This window comes from Aeromonas sp. Y311-2, assembly GCF_027706025.1.
In the GTDB taxonomy this organism is placed as follows: domain Bacteria; phylum Pseudomonadota; class Gammaproteobacteria; order Enterobacterales; family Aeromonadaceae; genus Aeromonas; species Aeromonas veronii.
Window position 1 is genome coordinate 16,547 of record NZ_JAPDCL010000003.1, and the last position, 24,611, is coordinate 41,157.

26 protein-coding genes are annotated in these 24,611 nt (G+C 61.2%); 6 read left to right on the plus strand and 20 right to left on the minus strand.

Going from position 1 to position 24,611, the window contains the following annotated elements; genetic code table 11:
* Positions 1 to 336, plus strand: a complete 336-nt coding sequence (locus tag OKC42_RS03765) for an endonuclease domain-containing protein (protein WP_270819071.1) — start codon at positions 1 to 3, stop codon at positions 334 to 336.
* A 129-nt stretch (positions 337 to 465) separates the two neighbouring features.
* On the opposite strand, the gene OKC42_RS03770 is transcribed toward OKC42_RS03765, so the two are convergent.
* The gene (locus OKC42_RS03770; protein WP_042081487.1) at positions 466 to 1,032 is read right to left on the minus strand and encodes a TetR/AcrR family transcriptional regulator; all 567 of its coding nucleotides are present in this window, start codon (positions 1,030 to 1,032) and stop codon (positions 466 to 468) included.
* 199 nt (positions 1,033 to 1,231) lie between these two features.
* On the opposite strand from OKC42_RS03770, the gene OKC42_RS03775 reads away from it, so the two are divergent.
* Entirely contained in the window at positions 1,232 to 2,269 is a 1,038-nt protein-coding gene (locus OKC42_RS03775) for an alkene reductase (protein WP_270819072.1), read from the plus strand.
* A gap of 99 nt (positions 2,270 to 2,368) precedes the next feature.
* On the opposite strand, the gene rpoS is transcribed toward OKC42_RS03775, so the two are convergent.
* From rpoS to putP, 10 genes are all read right to left on the minus strand, one after another.
* The gene (gene rpoS / locus OKC42_RS03780; protein WP_005362773.1) at positions 2,369 to 3,352 is read right to left on the minus strand and encodes an RNA polymerase sigma factor RpoS; all 984 of its coding nucleotides are present in this window, start codon (positions 3,350 to 3,352) and stop codon (positions 2,369 to 2,371) included.
* 45 nt (positions 3,353 to 3,397) lie between these two features.
* Positions 3,398 to 4,465: a LysM peptidoglycan-binding domain-containing protein gene (locus tag OKC42_RS03785; RefSeq protein WP_139733639.1), complete on the minus strand. Its 1,068-nt coding sequence runs from the start codon at positions 4,463 to 4,465 to the stop codon at positions 3,398 to 3,400.
* A gap of 9 nt (positions 4,466 to 4,474) precedes the next feature.
* Positions 4,475 to 5,056 carry a YqaA family protein gene (locus tag OKC42_RS03790; RefSeq protein WP_021229508.1) on the minus strand — a complete coding sequence of 194 codons (582 nt, stop codon included), beginning with the start codon at positions 5,054 to 5,056 and terminating at the stop codon, positions 4,475 to 4,477.
* A complete protein-coding gene (locus tag OKC42_RS03795; protein ID WP_005335507.1) occupies positions 5,053 to 5,670 on the minus strand; it encodes a protein-L-isoaspartate(D-aspartate) O-methyltransferase in 618 nt (205 codons plus the stop codon). The genes OKC42_RS03790 and OKC42_RS03795 overlap by 4 nt, the downstream gene beginning before the upstream one ends.
* 7 nt (positions 5,671 to 5,677) lie before the next feature.
* Positions 5,678 to 6,439 (minus strand): 5'/3'-nucleotidase SurE, encoded by a 762-nt coding sequence (gene surE, locus OKC42_RS03800; RefSeq protein ID WP_270819073.1) that lies wholly within the window; start codon positions 6,437 to 6,439, stop codon positions 5,678 to 5,680.
* A complete protein-coding gene (truD, locus tag OKC42_RS03805) occupies positions 6,420 to 7,478 on the minus strand; it encodes a tRNA pseudouridine(13) synthase TruD (protein WP_069528913.1) in 1,059 nt (352 codons plus the stop codon). Before truD ends, surE begins: the two co-directional genes overlap by 20 nt.
* On the minus strand, positions 7,478 to 7,954 hold the full coding sequence (gene ispF, locus OKC42_RS03810; protein WP_005335518.1) for a 2-C-methyl-D-erythritol 2,4-cyclodiphosphate synthase: 477 nt from the start codon (positions 7,952 to 7,954) through the stop codon (positions 7,478 to 7,480). Before ispF ends, truD begins: the two co-directional genes overlap by 1 nt.
* Before the next feature lie 146 nt (positions 7,955 to 8,100).
* Positions 8,101 to 8,793, minus strand: a complete 693-nt coding sequence (gene ispD / locus OKC42_RS03815) for a 2-C-methyl-D-erythritol 4-phosphate cytidylyltransferase (protein WP_270819074.1) — start codon at positions 8,791 to 8,793, stop codon at positions 8,101 to 8,103.
* Positions 8,786 to 9,103 carry a cell division protein FtsB gene (ftsB, locus tag OKC42_RS03820; protein ID WP_005335520.1) on the minus strand — a complete coding sequence of 106 codons (318 nt, stop codon included), beginning with the start codon at positions 9,101 to 9,103 and terminating at the stop codon, positions 8,786 to 8,788. The genes ispD and ftsB overlap by 8 nt, the downstream gene beginning before the upstream one ends.
* 208 nt (positions 9,104 to 9,311) lie before the next feature.
* On the minus strand, positions 9,312 to 10,829 hold the full coding sequence (gene putP, locus OKC42_RS03825; RefSeq protein WP_108613607.1) for a sodium/proline symporter PutP: 1,518 nt from the start codon (positions 10,827 to 10,829) through the stop codon (positions 9,312 to 9,314).
* A gap of 326 nt (positions 10,830 to 11,155) precedes the next feature.
* Between putP and OKC42_RS03830 the strand changes: the two genes are divergently transcribed.
* Positions 11,156 to 12,049 carry a VirK/YbjX family protein gene (locus OKC42_RS03830; RefSeq protein ID WP_150996137.1) on the plus strand — a complete coding sequence of 298 codons (894 nt, stop codon included), beginning with the start codon at positions 11,156 to 11,158 and terminating at the stop codon, positions 12,047 to 12,049.
* 69 nt (positions 12,050 to 12,118) lie between these two features.
* Here OKC42_RS03830 and OKC42_RS03835 read toward each other — a convergent pair whose 3' ends face one another.
* From OKC42_RS03835 to OKC42_RS03870, 8 genes are all read right to left on the minus strand, one after another.
* A complete protein-coding gene (locus tag OKC42_RS03835; protein ID WP_005354531.1) occupies positions 12,119 to 13,045 on the minus strand; it encodes a L,D-transpeptidase family protein in 927 nt (308 codons plus the stop codon).
* A gap of 187 nt (positions 13,046 to 13,232) precedes the next feature.
* Complete coding sequence (locus tag OKC42_RS03840) at positions 13,233 to 14,474, minus strand: mechanosensitive ion channel family protein (protein ID WP_088868536.1); 1,242 nt, start codon at positions 14,472 to 14,474, stop codon at positions 13,233 to 13,235.
* Positions 14,475 to 14,617: 143 nt separating this feature from the next.
* Positions 14,618 to 15,817, minus strand: a complete 1,200-nt coding sequence (locus OKC42_RS03845) for an acetate kinase (protein ID WP_270819075.1) — start codon at positions 15,815 to 15,817, stop codon at positions 14,618 to 14,620.
* 221 nt (positions 15,818 to 16,038) lie between these two features.
* On the minus strand, positions 16,039 to 16,509 hold the full coding sequence (locus tag OKC42_RS03850) for a YhcH/YjgK/YiaL family protein (protein ID WP_043821633.1): 471 nt from the start codon (positions 16,507 to 16,509) through the stop codon (positions 16,039 to 16,041).
* Between the two features lie 314 nt (positions 16,510 to 16,823).
* Positions 16,824 to 17,930 carry a 1-acyl-sn-glycerol-3-phosphate acyltransferase gene (locus OKC42_RS03855; protein WP_005362790.1) on the minus strand — a complete coding sequence of 369 codons (1,107 nt, stop codon included), beginning with the start codon at positions 17,928 to 17,930 and terminating at the stop codon, positions 16,824 to 16,826.
* Positions 17,931 to 18,060: 130 nt separating this feature from the next.
* Positions 18,061 to 18,759 (minus strand): aspartate/glutamate racemase family protein, encoded by a 699-nt coding sequence (locus OKC42_RS03860; protein ID WP_270819076.1) that lies wholly within the window; start codon positions 18,757 to 18,759, stop codon positions 18,061 to 18,063.
* Positions 18,760 to 18,885: 126 nt separating this feature from the next.
* Complete coding sequence (locus tag OKC42_RS03865) at positions 18,886 to 19,476, minus strand: LysE family translocator (protein ID WP_270819077.1); 591 nt, start codon at positions 19,474 to 19,476, stop codon at positions 18,886 to 18,888.
* A gap of 125 nt (positions 19,477 to 19,601) precedes the next feature.
* Complete coding sequence (locus OKC42_RS03870; RefSeq protein WP_005335536.1) at positions 19,602 to 20,198, minus strand: LysE family translocator; 597 nt, start codon at positions 20,196 to 20,198, stop codon at positions 19,602 to 19,604.
* 116 nt (positions 20,199 to 20,314) lie between these two features.
* Between OKC42_RS03870 and OKC42_RS03875 the strand changes: the two genes are divergently transcribed.
* From OKC42_RS03875 to OKC42_RS03885, 3 genes are all read left to right on the plus strand, one after another.
* Complete coding sequence (locus OKC42_RS03875) at positions 20,315 to 21,691, plus strand: aminotransferase-like domain-containing protein (RefSeq protein WP_236272233.1); 1,377 nt, start codon at positions 20,315 to 20,317, stop codon at positions 21,689 to 21,691.
* Positions 21,692 to 21,745: 54 nt separating this feature from the next.
* The gene (locus OKC42_RS03880) at positions 21,746 to 22,213 is read left to right on the plus strand and encodes a hypothetical protein (protein WP_270819078.1); all 468 of its coding nucleotides are present in this window, start codon (positions 21,746 to 21,748) and stop codon (positions 22,211 to 22,213) included.
* A 168-nt stretch (positions 22,214 to 22,381) separates the two neighbouring features.
* Complete coding sequence (locus OKC42_RS03885; protein WP_270819079.1) at positions 22,382 to 24,043, plus strand: hypothetical protein; 1,662 nt, start codon at positions 22,382 to 22,384, stop codon at positions 24,041 to 24,043.
* 116 nt (positions 24,044 to 24,159) lie between these two features.
* On the opposite strand, the gene OKC42_RS03890 is transcribed toward OKC42_RS03885, so the two are convergent.
* Positions 24,160 to 24,573 (minus strand): CBS domain-containing protein, encoded by a 414-nt coding sequence (locus OKC42_RS03890; protein WP_021229522.1) that lies wholly within the window; start codon positions 24,571 to 24,573, stop codon positions 24,160 to 24,162.
* Positions 24,574 to 24,611 lie beyond the last annotated feature (38 nt).

Genomic DNA, 24,611 nt, shown 5'->3' on the forward strand with positions numbered 1-24,611 from the left:
ATGAAGAGCAACCGTGTTGCCAAGCGATTGAGACGAGATGCCACACAGGCAGAACAGAAACTATGGCAACAGTTGCGCAATCGCCGTCTGGTGGGGTTGAAATTTCGCCGCCAAATGCCCATCGGCCCCTATGTGGTGGACTTCATCTGCCTTGAACAGGGATTGATCATCGAAGTGGATGGTTCGCAACATGGAACACAAGCGAACCAGATGCATGACGAGGCTCGGACAGCCTATCTCAATCAGCAGGGATTTCGGGTGATACGAGTGTGGAATAACGATGTGCTGAGTCGGATGGAGGTCGTACTGGCCCATATTTGGCTCTCATTGCGCTGAGCAGAGCCCTCCCCCTCATCCCCAACCCTTCTCCCGCAAGGGGAGAAGGGAGCAAACAACCCGGCGCGTGTGGCATCCCCGGAAACAATCATGGCTCCCGCAGGAGCCATGGTTGTTTCTGGGCGCGCATTACGCCCGCAGGGCCCGCATCAGCTGGGCGACGACGTCGTCGAGCAGGGGGCGATCGGGGCGGCACTGGGCGAAGGTGACCAGCCCTTGCAGGTTGATCAGCAGCAGGGCGGTGAGGGTATGGATATTGCTATCCGGGGCCAATTCACCCTTGGCCTGCGCCTGCGTCAGCAACTCGGCCAGATCCTGCTCCAGCTCGCCATAGATCCCCTTGACCCGCTGGGTCAGCTCCTCATCCTGCTCGCTCAGCTCCATCATGGTGCGGGTCACCAGACAGGAGCCGCAGAGCGCCTCCCCCACAATCCGGTCGAGATAGGCCGCAAGGCCCGCCAGCGGGCTCGGGTTGTCGAGCAGGGAGCGGCGCTGGGTGCGTTTACCCTCGACATAGTGATCCACCGCCGCCAGCAGCAGGCCGCGCTTGTTACCAAAGGCGCCGTAAATGCTGCCTGGGTGCAGGCCGGTAGCGGCCACCAGCTCCTGCATGGTGGTCTTGGCATATCCCTTGGCGCGAAACGCTTCCATGGCATTTCGCAGTACCTCGTCCCGATCAAACTCGGCTATGCGCATGGTTCCTCCCGTGGGAAATGGTTCACCGGCAAGGGGCAACAGGGCCCGCCGATAAAGAGTGGCTGGAAAGGGCGGCAAGTTTACCCCAGCCGCCCGCTCGGGCCAACCTTCTTGAACGCGCATTCAAAAAAAGCTTGCGCCCGACGCAAAAAACGTCTTGAATGCACGTTCAAGAATAACCCGTTCAGGACAACCTATCATGAATACCCTGTTTCAGCCGTATCGACTCAATGACACTCTGACCCTGGCCAACCGTTTCATGATGGCCCCGCTCACCCGCTGCATGGCAGGCCCAGGTCTGGTGCCGACCGAGCAGATGGCTGCCTATTACGGCCGCCGCGCCGACATCGGCCTGATTGTTTCCGAGGCCGTCATCATCCGCCCCGATGCGCAGGGCTACCCCAATACCCCGGGCCTCTTCACCCAGGCGCAGATCGATGGCTGGAAGAGAGTGACCAGCGCCGTGCACGCCAAGGGTGGCAAGATCTTCGCCCAGCTGTGGCACGTCGGTCGCCTCTCCCACCCCTTCTTCCATCAGGCTGAAGTGCTGGCCCCCTCTGCCGTGGCGCACGAGGGCACTGTGCCCCGCATGCGCGAGCTGACCTATCAGGTGCCACGCGCCCTGACCGAGGCCGAAATCGCCCAGCTGGTGCTGGATTACGCCCAGGCCGCTGCCAACGCCATCGAGGCGGGCTTTGACGGGGTGGAGATCCACGGTGCCAACGGCTACCTGATCGACCAGTTCCTGCACCACTCTACCAACCTGCGCACCGACAACTACGGTGGAAACCCGGAAAAGATGAGCCGCTTCGCGCTGGAAGTGGTCGATGCCATCAGCGCCCGTATCGGTGGTGATCGGGTTGGTATTCGCCTCTCCCCGGGTGCCTATGTCCATCTGGCGGGCAGCCCGGAAGATCGCGCCGTGTTCGACTACCTGCTGGGCAAGCTCAACGATCGCCCGCTGGCCTATATCCACCTCGGCATCTTTGATGACAACCTCACCTTCGATTATCTGGGTGGCCGCGCCTCCGACTATCTGCGCGCCCACTACAAGGGCAATCTGGTCGGTGTGGGCAACTACGACGCCGAGCGCGCCGCTGCGGCCATCGAGGCCAACCGCTTCGATCTGGTGGCCATCGGTCGTCCGCTTATCGCCAACCCGGACTACCTCACCAAGGTGAAGAAGGGAGAAGCGCTGGTGCCCTACGCCGACACCATGCTGGCTGAGCTGGTATAACCACGAAGCCATCGCCAGACGACAGGCAATAAAAAACGAGGGGAGCTGTTGCTCCCCTCGTGCTATCTGGCTGATGCGCTGATCAGTTGGTGCGGATGCTTAATTGGTACGAAATAGCGCCTCGATGGAGAGCCCCTGACTCAACAAGATCTCCCTCAGACGGCGCAGCCCCTCGACCTGGATCTGACGTACCCGCTCGCGGGTCAGGCCAATCTCGGCTCCCACATCCTCAAGGGTGGCAGGCTCGTAGCCCAGCAAACCGAAACGACGGGCCAACACTTCCCGCTGCTTGGGGTTGAGCTCCTCAAGCCAGTGGACAATGCTGCTGCGCATATCATCTTCCTGTGACTCCAGCTCAGGCCCCATGCCGCGCTCGTCGGAGAGCACATCCAGCAACGCCTTGTCGCGATCGCCGCCTATGGGGGTGTCCACCGAGGTGATCTTCTCGTTGAGCTTGAGCATGCGGTTCACATCGTCCACCGAACGATCCAGCGCGAAGGCGATATCCTCGGCGGTCGGTTCATGATCGAGACGGTGAGAGAGTTCGCGGGCGGTGCGCAGGTAAACGTTTAACTCTTTGACCACATGAATGGGCAGACGGATAGTGCGGGTCTGGTTCATGATGGCCCGCTCTATGGTCTGGCGGATCCACCAGGTGGCATAGGTAGAGAAACGGAAGCCGCGCTCGGGGTCAAACTTCTCGACCGCGCGGATAAGACCGAGGTTGCCCTCTTCGATGAGATCCAGCAGCACCAGGCCACGGTTGTTGTAACGGCGGGCGATTTTCACTACCAGTCGCAGGTTGGACTCGATCATGCGCTTGCGGGCGGCTTTGTCACCGCGCAAGGCACGACGGGCGTAGTAGACTTCCTCTTCGGCAGTGAGCAGCGGGGAGAAACCTATCTCCCCCAGATAGAGCTGCGTGGCATCCATCACCTTGTTCAGCTCAGGTGCCAGCAACTCATCGGAGATAATATCTTCCGCCTCGGCGGCTACCTCCTGCAACTCTTCTACTTCATGAGATTCGGGTTCAGCGTCAAACTCTAACTCTGCATCCTGCATTACCAGTTGTTCTTGGCTCATGGTGTGTCTCCCTGACGTTACCAGAGTAAGACGGTCTCTCTGGGGTTAACGCTTTGGCAAATAGCTCATCGGATTGATCGACTTGCCTCTGTACCGGATCTCGAAATGCAATCGCACATCCGGCGCGTCCGTGCTACCCATGTTGGCAATGACCGAGCCCCCCTTGACGCTGTCCCCTTCCTTCACCCGCAACTCGTCGTTGTGTGCGTAAGCGGAGAGATAGTCATCATCATGCTTGAGGATAATCAGCTTGCCGTACCCCCTTAAAGCACTGCCAGCGTATACCACTTTACCGCTGCTGGCGGCGTAGACGGGTTGCCCCTTCTGGCCGGCTATGTCGATCCCCTTGTTACCCTGTTCTGCAACAGAGAACCCCTCGACAATCCGGCCTTTTGCGGGCCAGTGCCAAGCAAGTCTCGACTGGGAGTTGTTTATTTTTTGTTCTTTGGACTGAGCGTATTCCTTCGGTGCTGCCGGAGCAACGGATTTCTGAGAGATGAACGGCGTGGTCTGACCAGATCCACTCGGCTCGGCCAACGGACGCGGACCGCTGCTCGGACGGCTCACGGCCACTGGCGTCACGGTTGCCGGACGAGTCGCAGCCACCATCTGGGTCGAACCGCCTGCGGTCTGGACATTGAGTACCTGACCCGGTTGCAGCGCATAGGGGGCGCTCAGGTTATTGCTCTGGGCCAGCGCCTGCGGTGTCATGCCGAACTGGCGGCCGATGCTGCTCAGGGTATCGCCGCGGCGCACCTCATAGGTACCGGCACTGCGGCTGCTGCCAACACTGGCGCTGGAACCATCGAGTCGCAGTCGCTGCCCCGGATAGATGTTGTAGGGCGGGCTGATGTTGTTGAGGCTGGCCAGCGACGGCACGTCGTTGCCGGAGTTGAAGGCGATGGAGTAGAGGGTATCGCCCCGTTTCACCACATAGCTGCCGCCCTGAATGGGGGCGCTGACCTGGGCACCGCTTTGGCGAGCCGGAATGGTCGAGACAAACTGCCCCTCATCAACACCATCTACCGGAGCTGCATTTTTACTGGAGGAGCAGGCAAGCAGCAGCCATGACAACACCACGACACTGCTTCCTTGCCAAATACGCGAACGCATAATGGATCCTTAACGACTAAACCAGAAATAGGCCACCACGGCCAGACCAATACAGAGCCAACCGAGCACATCTACGTAGTGCATCAGTTTGCGTTCCATCTTCTCGCCACCCCAACGCATCAGGCCCGCAACCAGGAAAAAGCGCATGCCACGACCGATGAGGGAGGTGATGATGAAGGGCAGCAGAGCCATTTGCAACAACCCTGCCGTCACGGTAAACACCTTGTAGGGGATAGGGGTGAAGCTGGCAATGAAAATGACCCAGATCCCCCACTGCTCAAACCAGTTGCGAGCAATCTCGATCTTGTCCTGATAGCCCACAGACTCCACCAATGGCAGCACTACCGGATCCCACAGGGCATAGCCAAGGGCATAGCCAAACAGGGCACCCAGCACAGAGAAGAGGGTAGCCAGCGTGGCGTAGTGCCAAGCCTTGTGGGGCTTGGCGAGCGCCATCGGCGCCAGCATCACGTCCACCGGGATCGGCCAGAACACCGACTCGATGAAAGCGGTGATGGAGAGATACCAGGGGGCATGCTTGTGGCGAGCCCACTGCATCACCAGTACGTACAAACGGGAAAACAACTTCACTCAACATCTCCGTCAATCAGGGGAACAAAACGTACCGGCTCCAGAATACGGCTGGTCAGCTGGGATCCGGATCGTTCGATCAGCTGCAGGGTCTGCTGGCTGTCACCCACGGGCAACACCAGTCGACCCCCTTCGGCCAGCTGATCGGTGAGCGCCGTCGGGATCTCGCTCGCCGCGGCCGTCACCAGAATGGCGTCATAAGGCCCCTTGTTGGGCCACCCCAGCCAGCCGTTGCCGTGCTTGGCCGAGACATTGTGCAGATCGAGCTGGCGCAGTCGGCGCCGGGCCTGGAACTGCAGCGACTTGATCCGCTCCACGGTATACACATGCTCCACCAGATGGGCGAGGATCGCCGTCTGGTAGCCCGAGCCAGTGCCAATCTCCAGCACATGGGCCGGATTGTTTTGCATCAGCAACTCGGTCATTCGCGCCACCATATAGGGCTGCGAAATGGTCTGGCCGTGGCCAATGGGCAGGGCGGTGTTGTCCCACGCCTTGTGCGCCATGGCCTCGTCCACGAACAGCTGGCGCGGCACTTTCGCGATGGTCGCCAGCACGCGAAAATCGCGAATATCCTGCGCAATGAGCTGATTTAACAGGCGCTGTACTATCACACCACCCTCATCCCTGCAGATCTAACCAGGCCCCCAGACCGGCGAGACTGTCGTAGGCAGTCATATCGATGGTCAGGGGGGTAATCGAGACATAGCCCTGCTCGATGGCAGCAAAATCGGTACCGTCACCGGCATCCTGCTGGCTACCGGGGGGGCCGATCCAGTAGATGGGCTGGCCATGGGGATCCTCGGTGCAGATCACCGACTCCGCCCGGTGGCGATTGCCAAGGCGGGTGGTCTTGATCCCCTTGATCTGCTCGAGGGGCAAGTCCGGCACGTTGACGTTGAGGATCTGATCGGCAGGCAGGGGGTGTTTCATCAACCCCTTCACCAGCAGGGCCGCATAGTGGGCCGCCGTGGCGAAGTGGGTCTTGCCCACCAGCGAGATGGCGATGGAGGGGTAGCCAAGATGGCGCCCCTCGGTGGCCGCGGCGACCGTGCCCGAGTAGATGACATCATCCCCCAGGTTGGCACCGTGGTTGATGCCGGCCACCACCATGTCGGGTTCAGGACGCACCAGCTCGTTGACCGCCAGATGCACGCAGTCGGTCGGCGTCCCCTTCACCGCATAGCTCTCGCACCCATTAAAGCCGTTTTCTGCAATGCGGGTAACCCGCAGCGGTACTTCCAGCGTCAGGGAGTGACTCGCGCCGCTGCGGTTACGATCCGGCGCCACCACAATGACCTCGCCGCAGGCACGCAGCGCCTCGCTGAGGGCACGAATACCCTCGGCATGCACACCATCATCATTACTGACCAGAATTCGCATCGGTCTGATTCCTGAAACCGTGATCGGCCTCTTCGGCCTGCATTAACTCGCGCACCACGCTGGTGGCAAACGCGCCCGCCGGCAGGAAGAAGGAGAGGGTCAGCGCCTCGCCGTCCAGCTGCCAGCTCATCTGCTCCGGCTTGAGCAGCAGGGGGCGCCTGTCCTGATCCAGCCCGGCTTTCTCCAGCCCGTCACACCAATCGCTGTAAGGGGCCAGCACGCCCTGTTCGAACTCGGCAGCGGCGCCCTGACTGGCCAGACGGCCACGGCCCCACTGGGGGGCGGTGAGCTGCACGTCGCCGGAGGCAAGACGCGCTTCCAGCTCGGGGGTCACGCTCTCTTCGCTGAAGATGGAGTGGCTGCCCTTGAGCATCACGCAATCACCGGCCAGCAGCTGATGAGCCAGCCCCTGCTCGATACGGGCGCTGACAATGGCGTTGAACAGCATGCTGCGGGCGGCAGAGAGGTAGAGGGAACGTTTGTTGCGATCCTTGATCCGCTTGCCGGCAAACATCGCCTTGGCCGCTTCCAGGTTGTTGCCATCGCGGCCAAAACGCTGCTCACCATAGTAATTGGGCACGCCCTGAGTGGCGATGGCCTGCAGGCGCGCTTCCAGCCCGTCGGCCTGTTCCAGACCAGTGAGACGCAGGGTGAAGTGGTTGCCCTTGAGGTAGCCAACCCGCAATTTGCGGTTGTGACGCTTGGCTTGCAGGATCTGGATGCTGTCGCTCTCGATAACCGACAAGTCCGGTTCGGCCTTGCCCGGCAGGTGAATGCCGAACCACTGCTCGGTCACCGCGTGGCGATCTTTAAGGCCCGCCCAGGTCACCGCATTGCGGTTGACACCGGCCGCATCGGCCAGCAGACCCGCCACCCAGGCGGTGTTCTCGCCGGTTTTGCGCACCCGGACGAAGATGTGCTCCCCTTCACCGCAAGGCTCAAACCCGAGATCTTCATTGACCACGAAATCGGCGGCCTCGGCCTTGAGGATACCGCGGGCAGTGGGCGCCCCGTGCAGATAGGCAAGTTGTTCCAGCATTATTGTTTCACCAGTAGGACGACGGCTTCGGTGGCGATCCCTTCCTTGCGCCCCGTAAACCCAAGCTGTTCGGTGGTGGTCGCCTTGACGTTCACCCGGTTCAAATCACATTGCAGATCGGCGGCCAGCACGGCGCACATGGCGTCGATATGGGGGGCCATTTTGGGGGCCTGGGCGATGATGGTCACATCCAGGTTGCCGATGGCATACCCCGCCTTCTGTACCCGGGCAAAGACATCCCGCAGCAGGATGCGACTGTCGATCCCCTTGAACTCGGCAGCGGTATCGGGGAAGTGGCGACCGATGTCACCGGCACCGATGGCCCCCAGCAGGGCATCGCTCACCGCGTGCAGCACCACATCGCCGTCGGAGTGGGCAACCAGCCCCTGCTCGTAGGGAACCGGCACGCCACCCAGCATGCAGGGACCAACACCACCAAATTTATGAACATCAAAACCATGACCAATGCGCATCATTAGCGGCAACCTCCCAACATGCTGAAACCAACCCCATCAATTTTGTGTACGTCCACACCATGTCCAATCCGGATCATGCTAACTCCTTGTTCGGGCCTGTTTGTTCGAGACACTCTGCTCTGAACGGTCTGTTCTGACTGAGGGGCTTATGCCTGCTGGCTTAAAAACAGCCCCGCCAGCGACAAGTCTTCCGGCCGGGTCACTTTGATATTGTCGGCGCGCCCCTCCACCATCCTCACCGTGAATCCGGCCCGCTCCATGGCGGAGGCCTCGTCGGTGATGGTGGCGCCCAGCAGTAGCCCCTCTTCCAGCGCCCGCTTCAGGGCTAGGGTCGGGAACATCTGCGGCGTCAGGGCATGCCAGAGCTGCTCGCGCTCGACGGTAGCGATGATATTGCCCTCCCCATCGGAGCGTTTCATGGTATCGCGCACCCGACTGCCGAGAATGGCACCGCCGCAGTTCATGGCCGCGGCAATCAGCGCATCGAGATCGCCGTGAGTCAGGCAGGGGCGGGCCGCATCGTGCACCAGCACCCACTCCCCTTGCGCCACATGGAGACCATTGAGGACGGAAAAGGCGCGCTCGGCGCCTCCCTCTACCCGCACAATCCGTGGGTCGGCCGCCACGGGCAGGGCCTCGAACCAGCGGTCATGGGGCGCCAGCGCCACGATCACCTGGGCGATGGCCGGGTGGGAGAGCAGCCGCTCCAGGGTATGTTCGAGAATGGTTTTACCCGCCAGTTGCAGGTACTGCTTGGGGCAATCGGCCCCCATCCGGCTGCCGATACCGGCAGCAGGGACGATCGCCGTCAGGCCGGATACCCGGCTGGCATCAGTCATCGTAGGGCTCATCGTCCGGCGCTGTCTCTTTGTCTTTCTCTTTGGGGATGATCCGGTAGAAGGTCTCCCCCTGCTTGATATAACCCAGATCGTTGCGCGACAACTCCTCGATGGCCTCGAGGCCAGAGGTGAGATCATCTATCTCGCGGTAAATGAGGTCGTTACGATCCTTGAGAGTCTGGTTGTCCCGCTGTTGCTGCGAGATGGCCTCCGACAGGTTCTGATAATCGGATAGCCCGTTCTTCCCCAGCCAGAGGTCATATTGCAGTCCCCCCAGCAGGAGGATCAGGATCAGGGTGAATAGCCGCATGCACTAGGTCTCCTTCAGGCGGCCTAGTGTCCCATATTCGGTGCCAAGACAAAAGAAAGCGAGCACCCGGGAGCCACCGGCCGAACATAAAAAAGTGCCCAAGAGTGAATCAGATAGCACAAAGCCCCGCCAAACCGGTGCAAGGATGGCCAACCAGGGCGCTCCTTGTCCGGGGGCGGGGCTCTCAATCAGAAAGCGGTAAGGGGGATCAGTTCACCGCGACCGGCTCTCCCGCACTCTCGGCCGGAGTGTTGTACTCCTCCTCGGCATCGCGGAAACGCTCCAGCATCGCTTTTGAGGGCGCTTCGCCCAGCAGACTGCCCACCACAATGGCCAGCAGTGCGAACAGGAAGCCCGGGATGATCTCATACAGCCCCAGCCAGCCGAACTGCTTCCAGACGATGACGGTGATGGCACCGACCAGCATGCCCGCCAGCGCGCCGTTGCGGGTCATCCGCGGCCACAGCACGGAGAGCAGCACCACGGGGCCAAAGGCGGCACCGAAACCGGCCCAGGCGTAGCTCACCAGCCCCAGCACCCGGTTTTCCGGATTCATGGCGACGGCGATGGCAATCACGGCGATCAGCAGCACCATCAGGCGACCCACCCATACCAGCTCACGCTGGGAGGCGTTCTTGCGCAGGAAGGGTTTGTAGAGATCCTCGGTGATGGCGCTGGAGCAGACCAGTAATTGACAACTTAGAGTGCTCATCACCGCCGCCAGAATGGCGGAGAGCAGCACACCGGCGATCCAGGGGTTGAACAGGATCTTGGAGAGCTCGATAAAGACCCGCTCCGGGTTGCCGGTCACCCCAGCTGCCACTTCCGGGAAGCGGGCGAAGTAGGCCAGCCCGAAGAAGCCGATGGCCACCGCGCCTGCGAGGCAGAACACCATCCAGGTCATGCTGATGCGACGGGCATTGGCCATGGAGTGGTGGGAATCCGCCGCCATGAAGCGGGCCAGAATGTGGGGCTGACCGAAGTAGCCAAGGCCCCAGGCCATCAGCGAGATGATGGCGATCACATCCAGATTCTTGAACATGTCGAGGTTGGTAGCGCTCTTGGCGGCCACTTCGATCATGGCGCTGTCCACCCCGCCGACGGCGATGATGACGAAGACCGGGGTCAGGATCAGGGCGAAGATCATCAGGGTCGCCTGCACCGTATCGGTCCAGCTCACCGCGAGGAAGCCGCCGAAGAAGGTGTAGGTAATGGTGGCGGCGGCACCGACCCAGAGGGCGGTGTTGTAATCCATGCCGAAGGTGCTCTCGAACAGACGGGCACCGGCCACCACGCCGGAGGCGCAATAGATGGTGAAGAAGAGCAGGATCACCAGCGCCGAGAGAATGCGCAGCACCTTGCTGTGATCTTCAAAGCGGTAGGTGAAGTAGTCCGGCAGGGTCAGGGCGTTGCGGTTCTTCTCGGTATGTACCCGCAGGCGACCCGCTACCCAGCGCCAGTTGAGGTAGGCGCCGATGACAAGACCGATGGCAATCCAGCTCTCGGAGATGCCGCTGACGAAGACGGCGCCGGGCAGCCCCATCAGCAGCCAGCCGCTCATGTCGGAGGCGCCGGCGGAGAGGGCTGTGACCCAGCTCCCCATCCGGCGGCCGCCCAGAATGTAGTCATCAAAGTTGCGGGTGGCGCGATAGGCGACGAAGCCGATCAACACCATCCCGAGGATATACACCAGGAAGGTGATTAACATGGGTGTGCTAGCTGTCATGCAAAACTCCGTTTTGTGTCATTTTTTGCCCGCTCTGGTGACGGGCTCATCCCTAAAAAACCGGCCTAGCTTAATCAGCCGTTCGCGCCAGCTCAACCACTTTTAACAAACACAAAACACAATAAAAACCTTTGCGTATCAAATCATCTGCCGCATCAAGAGGATGGAGCCAGATTTCCTGCCGTGGCCGTGACGGTCATCTCGCTGCGCCAGCCGCTACTGAGCGTTATGTTTTCACATTTTGTTACTATCCATTTTTTTACAAGCCAGCGCCCCGCTCCTACACTCCCCGCCCTGTCTCATCACACCAGTCAGAGGTCGGCACCATGTCATCTCATCTGTCACACCTGCGAACCCTCGCCCGCCGCCTTCACCCGGTGGAGGAGTCGGGTCATCTCATCCGACGGGCCAAGTATGTGGGGCGTCTCTGGCTCAATCCCGGCGCCCGCGCCCTCTATCGCCAGCAGCAGGAGCAACCGCTGCTGGCGCAGGCGATCAGCCGCTTCCCCGATATTCTGGAAAAGCCGATCCACCCCTATCGCCACAAGGGGCTCCGCAAGCGCCTGCGAGCGGGGCTTATCAGCGGCCACTACCAGCAATTGGCACGTCAGCTGCCCAAGGCGCAACAACTGGCAATCTACAGCGGGCGCGGCCTGCTGCTGGCCCAGTGGCAGAGCGACAAGCTGACGGCCCCCCTCACTCTGCAACTGGATTACCAAACCCACATGGGCAAAGAGGGAGAGATGAGCCTGACCCTCAAGCTGGGTGACGCTGCGCTCTATTACATGGCCCTCAATCTGCGCCCCGCGCCGAACCCGACCCTCGAGATCTGCTCGCTGCAGGGCGGCAAGGGGCAGAGCGAGGAGATCAAGCTGGTCACCAAGGCGTGCGGCGGGCTGCGCCCCATGTCCCTGCTGGTCTATATGGCCGCCGAGCTGGCCCGGGGGCTGGCGTGCAAGAGCCTGCTCGGGATCCGCACCCAAAGCCACGTCTATCAGAGCAGCAAGCGCACCGCCGATCGGGTCAAGTTCGACCTCGACGGCTTGTGGCAGGAGCATCAGGGCAGCGTGCAGGATGAACTCTGGATGAGCCTGCCGCTGGAGGTGCCCCGCAAGACGCTGGAGGAGATCCCCTCCCGCAAGCGGGCCAGCTACAAGGCGCGCTATCAGCTGCTCGATCAGCTCGGCAGCGAGCTGCAGACAAATCTGCTGCGAAGCTGAGTCAACGCAGCAGAAACAAAAAGGGCGAACAGCATGCTGTTCGCCCTTTGTCGTGACGGGGATTTGCCCTTAGCGGTTGATCGCCATCGGCATGCCGTTGCGCTGCTCCAGCGCCTGCTTCACCAGTTGGGAGTCACTGTCGGCGTGGGCAATGAAGCGGGTCACCGCCGGAGTCATCGGCAGCGGTGCCGGCAGCTTGGAGTTGAACTCCTCTTCGCTGCGCGACAGCGGCTGATGCACTTCCAGATAGCGGACACCGTTGGGCTCGAGGGAGGCCTTGATCGGCTGGTTGACGAACTGGACGCGAGTACCGACCGGTACCTGCTTGAACAGGTAGGCGATGTCGTCGTTGCGCAGACGCACACAACCGTGGCTCACCCGCAGGCCGATGCCGAAGTTGGCGTTGGTACCGTGGATGGCGTACATCTTGCCGATGTAGAGGGCAAACAGACCCATGGGGTTGTCCGGGCCGGCCGGCCATACCGCAGGCAAGCTCTCGCCACGGGCGGCATATTCGGCATGCATCTTGGCGGTCGGGGTCCAGGTCGGGCCCGCTTTCTTGCGCTGCACACTGGTCACCCAGTTTTCCGGAGTATCGGTACCGAGCTGGCCGATGCCAATGGGCAGCACTTCCACCACTTTTTTACCCTTGGGGTAGTAGTAGAGGCGCATCTCGGCCACGTTCAGCACGATCCCTTCACGGGGTGCATCCGGCAGGATCAGTTGCTGGGGGATCACCAGCTTCTCGCCGGTCTGTACCAGCAGGGGATCCGCATCGGGGTTGGCTTCGGTCATGTTGGTGAGCCCCAGCTGGAATTTGGCCGCAATGGCCTCCAGCGGCTGGCCGTTCTCTTCGGCCGGAACCACGTATTCCAGATTTTCCCCTACCAGACGGCTGTTGGCCGCAGGCAGAGCATATTCAACAGCGAAAACCGGCGCAGCGGTCAGCAGCAGGCTGTAGCAGAGTGTTGCCACACTATTGCGAAGGAGCTTCATAACTTTCCCATGATGATGACTTGAAGTGACGTCTCTGGGCTGGCAGCTGATCAAGAGAGGATCAGGGGCGCGAAGAGAAGGCCGCCATTTTTCTCCTCTGTACGGCAAATTTCAACTGACAAGTGGCGACGGGTCGATGATTAATATGCGGTTTTTTCCACGTCCTCGACCCGCCCGGTTTCCCTGTTTATCCCCGTTGCCAGACACGCATATCGTAACCTGTGGGAGATTGATGCAACCGCAGATGAAATTGCTCAATGATGGCGAAGATATGGTCGAAAATATCGGCCTGGATCCCTTCGTAATCGGCCCATGCGGTGGTCGCGGTAAAGCAGTAAATTTCCAGCGGCAAACCGTCTGACGTGGGTGCCAGCTGGCGCACCATCAGGGTCATGTCCTTGCGAATGCCGGGGTGGGCACGCAGGTAGGCATCCAGATAGGCGCGCAGGGTGCCGAGGTTGGTGAGGTGACGACCATTGATGGGGCAGCTCAATGCATCGCTCAGCTGCTGGTTGTAAGCGCTCAGCTCCTGCTCCTTGCGGCTGAGATAGGGTGCCAGCAGCTGCGCCTGCTTGAGCTGCAACTGCTCCTCAGCCGTCAGAAAGCGCACACTGGTCATGTCGATATTGACGCTGCGCTTGATGCGGCGGCCGCCCGACTCGGTCATCCCCTGCCAGTTCTTGAAAGAGTCGGAGATCAGGGCATAGGTGGGAATGGTGGTAATGGTCTTGTCCCAGTTCGATACCTTGACCGTGGTAAGCCCGATGTCGGTCACCTCGCCATCGGCGCCGTACTTGTCCATCTGCAGCCAGTCACCGACGCTCAGCATCCGGTTGGCGGAGAGCTGGATCCCCGCCACCAGCCCGAGGATGGGGTCCTTGAACACCAGCATCAGCACTGCGGTCATGGCACCCAGACCGCTGAACAGGAACAACGGCGACTTGCCGAGCAGCAGCGCGATCATCAGGATGCCCACCAGAATGCTGCCTACCAGCTTGGCCCCTTGGAAGATGCCACGCAGGGGCAAATCCCGACCAAGGCGGGTGTAACGGCTCACCGACAACAGGCAGTCGAGCAGGGCGAAGAAGGCCAGCAGCAGGAACAGCAAGATCCAGAGCTGGGCCACCATCTCGATAAGCTTGAGGCTATCCGATTGACGGGGCAACCAGATCTCCGCCTGACCGAGCAGCACGGCCCCCTGCAACACGAAAGCGAGCCGGTTGAAGAGGCGCTGTTGCAGCTGGGGCGGCAGCCACACCTGCTTGGCCTTGCCGAGGATCCCCACCAGCCGGACCAGCAGCACCCGGTGCAGCGCCATGTGCAGCAGCAACGAGGTGATGACGATAAAGCCCAGCGCGATCACCAGCGCCATCAGGCTGGTCACTTCCACCCCAAGGCCCGACAACCAGTTAAAAAACGCCTCTTTCATTGCTCTCTCCCGAACCTGGCAGCCCGCTGGCTGCAAAAACAGTGGTGGTCAGGGTACCGCTCCCCTCCCCCATGTCAAATCGGCGTACGCCAGAAATGACAACGCCCGGCACAGGCCGGGCGTTGTTTCAAAGCGAGGCTGACTTAGCAGACCAGGCTCAGGGCATCGCGAGCGATGACCAGCTCTTCGTTGGTCGGGATCACCATGGCGCAACGGCTCTCGGCGGTGGTGATGCGACCTTCGCCACCCAGTACCGCGGCGTTGTTGGCCTCTTTGTCCACCTTGAAGCCGAACAGGGCCAGACGGTTCAGCACCATCTCGCGCACCATGGCGGCGTTCTCACCGATACCACCGGTAAAGACCACGGCGTCCAGACGACCGTCCATCGCAGCGGCATAGGCGCCGACATACTTGGCCACACGGTTGGTGAAGACATCCAGCGCGCGCTTGGCACCGGCGTCAGTAGCGTAGTTGGTGGTGACGTAGCGGCAATCGCTGCTCGCTTCGGTCATCCCCAGCAGACCGGACTCACGGGTCAGGGTGTGGTTGATCTGCTCCACGCTGTAACCGAGCTGGTCGTGCATGAAGAAGACCACGGCCGGATCGATATCACCGGAGCGGGTTCCCATCGCCAGACCTTCCAGCGGAGTCAGACCCATGGAGGTGTCTACGGATTCGCCGTTCTTGATGGCGCAGACAGAGGCACCGTTACCCAGGTGGCAGTTGATGATGTTCAGTTCATTCAACGGCTTGCCCAGCTCTTTTGCCGCTTCTTCCGCGATGTAGCGGTGAGAAGTACCGTGGGCACCGTAACGACGGATGCCGTGTTCGCGGTAGAGCTTGTGCGGCAGCGCATAGAGGTAGGCCTCTTGCGGCAGGGTCTGGTGGAAAGCGGTGTCGAACACGGCCACGTTCTTCTCGGACAGCTGCGGGAACACTTTCAGCGCGGCGCGAATACCGATGAGGTGCGCCGGGTTGTGCAGCGGGGCGAACGGAATGGCGGCTTCGATACCGGCGATCACGCCGTCATCAATGCGCACGGAGCGTGAGAACTGCTCGCCACCGTGTACGATTCGGTGACCGATGGCCACCAGTTGCTCGGCAAGAGTCGGATCCTGCGGCAGGATGTGACCCACGATATGGTCGAGGGCCTCCTGGTGAGCGGCACCCGCTCCCAGCATGGCTTCGCCCTTGACCCCGTGGAGTTTCCATTTGATACGTGCATCATCCAGATTGAAGCATTCGGCCAGGCCGGACAGCATGTCCTCACCTGTTTCGGCGTCCATTACGGCAAATTTCAGGGAAGAGCTACCGCAGTTAAGGATCAATACCAACTTGCTCATTTTCTACATCTTCCTGTGCTTCGGCTTTATGCCGACAGTGTCGTGTCATCCAAAAGAGGATGGGATTCCCCTGCCGGGGGCTTATGGTCGCAGGAGGGTGCGTCCAATTTTTCAATTCTTGCTCTTGAAAGAGTCATCGCAACTTGTGGTGCGTATCACTGGTTTCAATGCTTGCGAGTCTCAACACATCAGCTGCGCAGGGCTCGCCTCAATGGGAATGCTCAGGCGATAGCCAGCAGATCCTTGTGTACCTTGACCACCAGCTTCTTCACCTTGGCGGGCTGGTTGAAGGTACAGAGCGGGCGGTGCAGTTCGCCCGGCCAGAAGATGGCGAAATCGCCCGGTTGCAGCGCCAGATAAGTGGTCTGCTCGTCATCAACAAACCAGAGGTCAGGATGGGGATGGTCGGCGCCGTCGCTCACGTAGTCGTGGGGGCCCACACCTATCCACTCTTCACCGCGCAGCAGCAGCTGGATATCGAGATACTGCTGATGGAATTCGCCACGGCGATCCGCGGCTGGCTCGGTCAGATCCTCGCTCACCAGACAGAACAGGTTCAGGCCATCGATCTCGGTCTTGCCGAGCGGAGCGTCACCCCAGTGAGCCACGCTCTTCACCACCTCGGCCATGATGCGGGCCAGCGGGGCGGGCAGCGGCGTCCGCTGCAGGGTGTTCAGGCTACCGGTGATCATGGCGTCTGTTTCCTGTTAGGTATATCTGGGCGGCATCTTTGCCAGCCAATGAAAAAGGACCTGTGACAGGTCCTTCAATAATGCCGTCTGCAATCCGTGCAAACCGGTTTAGAGCTTTTGCTCATGTTCAGCTATATGGGCACTGTTACACACTCGTCAGCACCTTGCCAAGAGACATAATCCCATTTTCATAGTGATCGTACCAGCTGAAACCATATTATTCACCACCCTTTTCCCCTCGACTTTGACCAGACGCAAAAACGGGCGCATCAGCGCCCGTTTTTTTCGCAAAACCGTTTAACAACCGGTTTCATTCAAGCCTTTTTGGCGTTTTCCACCGGTTTGGCGTACATGGCACGCCAGATCGCCTTGTGCTCTTCCGGCACCTCTGACTGACGGGTCAGGAAGGCAGCCTGTTCGATGGTATTGGCCTTGCCGGAAACATCTGCCGCCAGATAGTTGCTGGGGAAGAGGTGGTAACTGCTCCAGATCGCCTTGTCGATCAGCGCGGCCAGTTCGTCCGGATCGCTGAAGCCCTCGGTAATCGGCGCGCCGAAGGAGACATGTACCCGCCCCTTCATGCCGACGATACCGGCGACGATACTCTCGATATCCTCGAACTCGCCCTTCTCGTAGCTGCCGTTGACCGACTTCTCGTAGAGCTCGCGCGCCTTCGCCTTGTCGGTCGGATCCAGCTCGTAGCTGATGCTGACCGGCACGATATTGAGGCTGCGCATGTAGTCGACGAAGTCGATCTTCTGCTTCTTGCCGTCGACGTAGAACATCTTGAGGATGGCGGGATCTGTCTTGTCATCGCCATTCTTGGCGCGCCCTTCCTTCTGGGCGATCCAGATGGAGTGACCTTCGTGGACCGAGTTGCCAATATAGGCAGACAGCTCGCCGAGCGCCTTCATCATCTCTCGCGGCCCCTTGGCGGAGCGTTTGACGATAAAGCTCTTGTTGAGCTTCATCAGCTCGGTGGCGCAGGGTTTGCGCAGCAGGTTGTCACCGATGGCGATGCGCACGGTATCGAAACCGTGGGTGTGCAGCCCCCAGTTGACGAACGCCGGATCCATGGCGATGTCTCTGTGGTTGGAGACAAACAGATAGCCCTGCTCTTTCTTCAGATGCTCGATCCCGGAGAAGGTCACCCCCTTGGTGGAGGTGGCGATCATGCGGGACATGTACCGGGTGACCCCCATCTGGACCTGATGCACAGTGGTCACTTTTGACCATTTGCGGCGCAGGAACAGGCGGATCATCGGGCGGATGGCCCAACCCAGCCAGCTCATCAGGGAACCGAAACGATACTTGGCGATGGCGCCGATAAATTCATCATCCTGGATCAGCCGTTCGATGGCTGCCGGCACTTCTTCATCGCGGTAGGGGCGAATATCCGCGAATCTATCTACTTCAGTCACAATGTCAGCCTTGCATGCTAGGAAACCGCAGCCAACCCGCGTTGGCCGGGGAAAATTCAGGGCGCAATTTTACACGCTTTTATGGCAAGGGGTATGAGACAAGCATGAATAGTGAGATCTGACCAGTTTATTAATCGGATGCCAGTGCCAGCGCGACCGCCGCCTCGGCATGGATGGCGGTGGTGTCGTAGAGCGGCACCGCCGCCCGGGCATCGCCCACCAGCAGGGCAATCTCGGTGCAGCCAAGAATCACCGCCTCGGCACCCGCGGCCGCCAGCCCCTCGATAATGGCCAGATACTCGGCCCGCGATGATTCGCGGATCTCCCCCAGACAGAGCTCGTCATAGATGATCCTGTGTACCCGCTCCCGCCCGGCCTCATCGGGTACCAGCACCGCCAACCCGAAGCGCTCCTGCAAGCGCCCCTTGTAAAAATCCTGCTCCATGGTGAAGCGGGTGCCGAGCAGGCCGACCCGGGTTACCCCGTCCGCCCGCAATTTGGCCGCGGTGGCATCGGCAATATGGAGCAGCGGGATATCGATGGCCGCCTCAATCTCGGGGGCCACCTTGTGCATGGTGTTGGTGCCGATCAGCAAGAAATCGGCGCCGCCATCCTGCAACTTGCGCGCTTCCGCCGCCAGCAGACGGGCGGTAGCGGGCCAGTCACCGGCATGCTGCAACTGCTCGATACCGGCAAAGTCGACGCTATTGAGCAGCACCCGCGCCGAGTGCAAACCGCCAAGCTGTACGCGCACCCCGCGGTTGAGCGCCTGATAGTAACTGACGGTGGACTCCCAGCTCATGCCACCCAGCAGACCGATACATTTCATATGAACTCCTTTCATCCCAAGGGAGGGCAGAACCACGCCACCTTGCAGGCAAGGTCACGGGATCGAGATAAAAAAGGCCCCGCAGGGCCAACAAGACAGCCGGTAAAGGCCCGGGTCAACCCCGGGCTAAATCCAGATCATCGCGACACAGGCGGCCGTCGCCAGCCCCATGCCGAGATTGAAACGCCGCCAGCCCCGGGCGGTGCGAATGATTTGCCGCACCTGGGCACCAAAAAGCACCCAAAACGCCCCGGTGTAGAGGCCGGTAATAAAGAAGATCACCAACACCCAGAGCGCAGAGGGCCAGTAAGCCTCCCCCGCCAGGGTGAAACCGCTGATGGCGGAGAGCGCCATCATCCATGCCTTGGGATTGAGCAGTTGCAGCATGGCCCCCTGATGAGCGGGAATGAGCGGCCGGGTGCCCTCGGCCGGGCCGCTGGCGGTCGCCACCTTCCACGCCAGCCAGAGCAGGTAGGCCGAGCCGATAATCTTGAGGCCGTCGTGCAGCAGCGGCACCTTCTCGAACACCACGCCAAGCCCCAGCGCGGTAGCGAGGATCATCAGATTGATCCCCCCGACCACCCCAACCAGCAGAGGAATCGTGCGGCGAAAACCCTGCGCCGCCCCGGCGCTGGTGAGCAACATATTGTTGGGCCCCGGCGTGCCGCAGGTAACCAGAGCAAACCCCGCCAGGGGCAGTAACCAGTTCAGATCCATCTCAACCTCTTGTCGATACAACGCACCCGTTATGGGGAAAGCCTTCTAATATGCAGAGCCAACCCCGTGGCGACAAGTCAGAAATGCCTCTTTCTAGGCCACCTCCCCCATCAGCGCAACACGGCTCAATACCAGAGCATCACCACACAGAGTGCCGTCAGCAGACCGAGAGAACCGTTGAGTCGCCGCCAGCCCCGATCCGAGCTGATCCAGTTGCTCAGCTGATGGCCGAACAGTACCCAGACAAAGCAGACCGGCAGGGCCACCAGCACAAACATGACCATCACCGCCAGCTGACTCGACCAGTAACTGGCGCCGGGCAGGCTGAACAGACTGATGGCGGAGATCCCCATCATCCACGCCTTGGGATTGAGGAACTGAAAGCCCAGCCCCTCCAGCATGGTTAGCGGGCGGGCCCTCCGGGCCGGATCCCCCGGCGCACCAGCCACCGCGATACGCCACGCCAGCCAGAGCAGATAGAGGCTGCCGAAGATCTGCAAACCGAGGCGCAGCAGGGGCCAGCGCTCGAACAGCGGATAGAGCCCCAGCGCCAGCACCAGTTGCAACACCGGCTGCCCCAATCCGACCCCAAGCAGATGTGGCAGGGTGCGGCGCACCCCGAAGTTGGCGCCGGAGGCCGTCAGCATCAGGTTGTTGGGCCCCGGCGTACCGCAGGTGAGTACGGCAAAACCGAACAGGGTGACATACCACTCCATCGTCATATTGTGACTCCTTATCCGCCACATTGTATCGATACAATATGTACTATTTGGTTGTTATCAGGTTGAAATTCACGCTATATTGACAGCAAATTTTGATCAATGGATTTATTGTCACCATGACAATCTGGACACCCGACCTTACGGCCTTCGATGGCCCCCTCTACCTCAAGCTGGTCAAAGCGATCGAACAGGGGATCGCGAATGGCGAGCTGCCACCGCAGACCCGGTTGCCTACCCACCGATCCCTGGCGGATCGTCTGGGTGTCACCGTCGGCACCGTCACCCGCGCCTACAGCGAGGCGGAGCGGCGCGGCCTGCTGGCCGCCCGGGTGGGCCACGGCACCTGGGTCAAGGGAGCGAACACGGATCCCGCCAATGAGTGGGTGATCCGCCAGGAGGAGGGGCACCGCATCGAGCTGTGGCAGAACCTGCCGGTGCAGCTGGATCGGGCGGCCATCATTCGCCCCATGCTGGGGGAAGTGGCAGACGGGGATCTCAACGCCCTGCTCGGCTATGACAAGGAGGCGGGACGACCGGATCAGCGCCAGCAGTTCGTCAACTGGCTGGCGGAGCAAGGGGTGGCCTGCAGTGAGGATCGCCTGCTGTTCAGCCACGGCGCCCAGCACGGCATCATGCTGGCGCTGCTGGCTACCAATTGCGTAGGGGAGACCATCCTGTGCGAGGGGCTGAGCTACCCCGGTATGCTGGGTAACGCTCGCCAGCTGAAGAATCAGGTGGTGGGACTGGCGATGGATGAGGAGGGGCTGCTGCCCGAAGCGCTGGACGCCGCCTGCCGTACCCGCCGGGCCAAGCTGCTCTACCTCACGCCGACCCTGCAAAACCCCACCACCGCTATCATGAGTCTGGCGCGGCGGGAGGCCATCGTCGCCATCGCCCGTCGCCACGATCTGCTGATCATCGAGGATGACGTCAACGGCCTGCTGCCCCAGCAACCTGTGATCCCTCTGGTCAATCTGGCGCCGGAGCGGGTCATCTATCTGGGCAGTCTGGCCAAGATCGCCTGCGGCGGTCTGCGGGTGGGCTTCGTGCTGACGCCTCCTGCCCTGCGCAGCGCCTTCGCCCAGACCATGCGGCTGTCGAGCTGGATGGTGAGTCCGCTGCTGATCGAACTGGCCTGCAAAATGGTCAGTCAGCGCCAGATCATGCCGCTGGTCGAGCAGCAGCGGGAGATCCTCAAGCGCCGTGGCGAACTGCTGCGCCACCTGCTGCCTGCCGCCCGCTGGCAGCCTGGCAGCATGCACGCCTGGCTGCCGCTGCCTGAGCCCTGGCGCAGCCAGCAGTTTGCTGCCGCCGCCGACGCCCTTGACGTTGGCGTGGCGAGCGGGGAACACTTCGCCGCCGGTCAGTTTGCCGCTCCGCAAGGGGTGCGCCTGAGCCTGAGCCAACCCGCCACCGACGCCCGGGTCGGCGAAGGGCTGGCTCGTCTGGCCCAACTGCTGCAGGGGACGCCCCCCAGCAATCCCCTGCTATAGTCAGGGCCAGCCAACCTGACCTTCACGCTTCATCGTCATTGCCAAGGAGATGCCGTGCCCCCCATCAGAGCCGCCCTGCTGCTTGCCACCCTGTTGCTGGGTGGCTGCGCCTCGTCAACGACCCACCAGCAGCTGGGGGCGGCACTCAATGGATTGGAAGGGGAGTTGCAACGACTGGAAGAGGAGCTGGCGGCGATGAACGGCCTGCACTATCAAAAGGCGATCGATGCACCGCTCAGTTTGCGCCGCGCACTCGGGGCGCCGCAGCCCACGCCAGAGGGGCTGGTGCCGGTGACCAGCAAGCTGGAGGATGGGCCACTCCTGCGCTATCAATACCGACTGCCAGCGGGCATGGCGAGTCTGCCCCAGGACAACCTCTGCCAGCGCTACGAGTTCGAGCTGCGCCATCTGGGCCGCCTCGGCAAACTGGAATTAAGCTGGCTGGGGGAACAGGGCAAGGGGTCGCGGCTGATCCGCCAGAGCGACTGCCCCTTCGGGACGCAGATCCGCTCTCAGCAATAACAGGTTGCCGCCCTGAGAGGTGGTATAACCGATTGAAATAACAGCCCATAGTGCGCCCTACAGCCCCCTGCTGGCTACTGTCAGCTTTTCACTCAGCGAGTGCTGTGCCTATGTTCCTCTTGGGTCTACCATAATCAACCTAATGGTTTGCTCACAGGAAGTACCTGCATGACGATACTGCTGCTCGAAGAGGATCCCCTGCTCCGTAGCGCCATCACCCGGGAACTGACCGAACAGGGGGTGCCCGCCGACCGGATCCACTACCACAGCCATCCAAACCACGAGCGCAGTGGCCTGCTGGCCCTGATGCAACAGCACGCCTTCGACGCCATCATCTGTCAGCAGGACAAGCAGCAGGATCTTGACGGAGCCCGGCTGCTGCACGAAGCGCACTATCTCGGCCTGCTACAACCCGGTTGCGTATTACTGCTGCTCGATGCCGATCAGAGCGAGCAGGAGTTTCTCCCCTCGGATCTCTACTTCTCCCTCTATCTGCCCCTCCCCTTCATGACCCAGCAGCTCACCGCGGTGCTCGGCCAGCTGGTGAAGCTAAGCAACCTGACCCGCACGCTGGCCGCCCCCATTCTGCTGCGGGAGTGGCAATTGGCTACTGCCCTGTGCGAAGACCTGCTGTTTCAACGGGAGAATCGCTCGCTGACCCACTGGCTGGATCGGCTCAAGGGCTACCTGCTGCTGCAATCAGCCGAGCGGATCACCGCCGCCCAGCACTATGCCCTCTGTGCCAACGAGTATCAGGCGAGCTGGCCAAGGGCCGGGCTCTTCTACGCCATGCTGGGGCTCGGCAAATTGCAAAGCGCCCAGACCGACTTGCAGCACCATCAGGCCAGCGTCTCGATGGCCACCCGGCTGGAGCTGCAACTCGCCAGCCAGCTGCATCAGCATCACTGGCTGGCGGCCTGGGAGACCATGGGAGAGCTGCTGCAGATCCGCCCCCATCAGCCGCGCTGGCATCAGCTGGCGATGTTGCTCGGGCTGGTGCTGCAAGATGAGGAGAAGGTGCTGGAGCAGGCCAACAGCCTGACCCTGCGCCACTTCAGCGAGCAGCGCGTCCGCCTCGCCATCGACAGCTTCATGCTCAATGCCAGTCTGGCGGTGCTGTGGCACGCCCCCTCCAGCAACCGGATCCGCTCCCTGCAACAGGAGTGGGAGCACCTCAAGCGCACCGTCCACCTGCAACCCCACGAATATGAGCTGCTGCAGGCGTTGATGCTGGGGCTGGATTACCGCTTCGACGAGGCGCTGATCCTGATTGCCCACCACCAGCCGGATGAGGGGAGCGACAACCACCTCACCCTGCTGCTCGGCTTTGCGGTCAGCCAGTTCTGCGGTTTGCCCCACCACGCCCAGCGCTACCTGATCCAGCTGACCCAATACCGCGTCAGGGTGGCGCCCCACCCGCTCACTCGCCAGCTGTTCCACCATCTGGTGGCCGAACTGGGCCAGCGCCTGACGGCGAGAGAACAACGGCTGAGCGAACTGCGCCAACTGCGCCACAAGGCGATGCAGGCCAGCCAATATCAGATAGCCCTGCAAGCGGGCTTGCAGCTGCTGGAGGAGTTCCCCGCCCTGCCGGGCGATGCCTGGCAACTGCTGGAGCTGCTGCAACACTGCTGGCCTGCGGGTATGGCCGCCCCCAGGGTGGCGCTGCTGGTCGATACTCTGGAGCGACGCCTCAAGCACAGCCCCGCGTTTCTCGATCAACATGCCCAGCAGTACCAGCGCACCCTGCAGGAGATCCGCACCCATCTTCAGCCGCACCTCTCCGGCAGCGGCCCCTCCTGCCTTGTCGCAGGGCAGCCCGAGCCGTGAGGATGCTGGCGGCGTGCAAACCGGCATTGTCGGCAAAGCCAATATAGAGAGAGGGGAGCCAAGGCTCCCCTCTCTCTATATTGGCTCTCTGTCAGCTGATGGCGATGAGCGTTGGCTCAAACCAGCGCGTCACTCTCCAGCGCCGCCTTGAGAAAATCTTTCCAGCTGATGATGCCGACCAGGGCGCCATTCTCCAGCACCGGCAGGCAGGAGACCCCCTTCTCCAGCATCAGCTTGACGCCGTCGCGCACGGTGAGATGGGGGGCGATGGTGACGGGGTGGCGGCTCATGATCTGATGAGCCCGCTTGGTGAGGGTTTCGGTATCACGGCTCATCTCGGCTTCGGAGTCGAGATAGGGGCTAATGGCACGGAACAGATCCCGATCCGAGATGACCCCTACCAGCTCCCCTTCTTCCAGTACCAGCAGGTGGCGAAAGTGAGCCTGCTCGAAGATATCCTTGATGACACTGAGTCGATCATCCATTGAAACGGTGGCGACCCGGGTCGTCATAATATCCCTGATATGCATGCTAACCTCCCGTAACCAAACTGGTTTCTCTGTTATGG